1 protein-coding gene is annotated in these 1,132 nt (G+C 71.6%); it reads right to left on the minus strand.

Annotated elements, in window-relative coordinates:
- Positions 1–1,132 (minus strand): acyl carrier protein (locus LQ326_RS47235; protein WP_372497148.1); only part of this gene is annotated, 1,132 nt, incomplete at both ends.

The raw sequence follows: 1,132 nt of genomic DNA on the forward strand, positions 1-1,132 counted from the left end.
CTCGGACAGGCGCTCCACCAGCACCGTGCCCACGCCCTCCGACCAGCCCGTGCCGTCCGCGGACTCGTCGAACGCCTTGCAGCGGCCGTCCGCCGCGAGTCCGCCCTGCCGGGAGAACTCCAGGAACATGCCCGGCGTCGACATCACACTGGCACCGCCCGCCAGCGCGAGATCGCACTCACCGCCGCGTAGCGACTGGACGGCCAGATGCAGCGCGACCAGCGACGACGAGCACGCGGTGTCGACGGTGAGGGCCGGACCCTCCAGACCGAACACATAGGCCAGCCGCCCGGACGCCACGCTCGCCGCGTGCCCGGTCAGCAGGAAACCCTCACCGCCCTGAGCCGGACCGGGTGTGGTGTAGGTGGCGTAGTCCTGCTCGTTCGTGCCCACGAACACGCCCGTACGGCTGCCGCGCAGGGAACCGGGGTCGATGCCGGCCCGTTCGAAGGCCTCCCAGGCCGTCTCCAGCAGCAGCCGCTGATGCGGATCCATCGCCAGCGCCTCGCGCGGTGCGATGCCGAAGAGCCCGGCGTCGAAACCGGCGATGTCGTCCAGGAACCCGCCCCGCCGGACATATGTCGTACCGGAGTTGGACGGATCGGGGTCGTACAGCCCGTCCAGGTCCCACCCCCGGTCGGCCGGGAAGCCGCCGATGGCGTCCCGCTCCTCGACCAACAGCCGCCACAGATCCTCCGGCCCCCGCACGCTCCCGGGGAAGCGGCAGGCCATCGCGACGATGGCGATCGGATCGTCGTCCACCATCGCGGCACCGCGGGAAACCGCGGACATTGCCGGGGCCGCCTCCGCCGTCAGGTACGCGGCGAGTTCGGCCGGACTCGGGTGGTCGTACGTCGAGTTGACCAGCACCCGGCGCCCCAGCAGCGCCGACAGGCGCTTGCACAGCTCCACGCCCGCGAACGAGTCGAAACCAAGGTCCTTGAACGTGGCCTGCGGCGGCACGTCGGCAGCCGACGCGTGCCCGAGCACCCGCGCGCATTCATTGAGCACGACGTCCAGGACATCGCCGGACTGCGACGCGCCGGACGGCACCTCGGGCTCTTCCGGAGCGGGCGTCAGGTCCACGGCTTCCGTGGGTTCCGCGATCGAAGCCGGCCAGTAGGAGCGCCGC

Source organism: Streptomyces shenzhenensis (assembly GCF_021462265.1).
Lineage (GTDB): Bacteria > Actinomycetota > Actinomycetes > Streptomycetales > Streptomycetaceae > Streptomyces > Streptomyces shenzhenensis.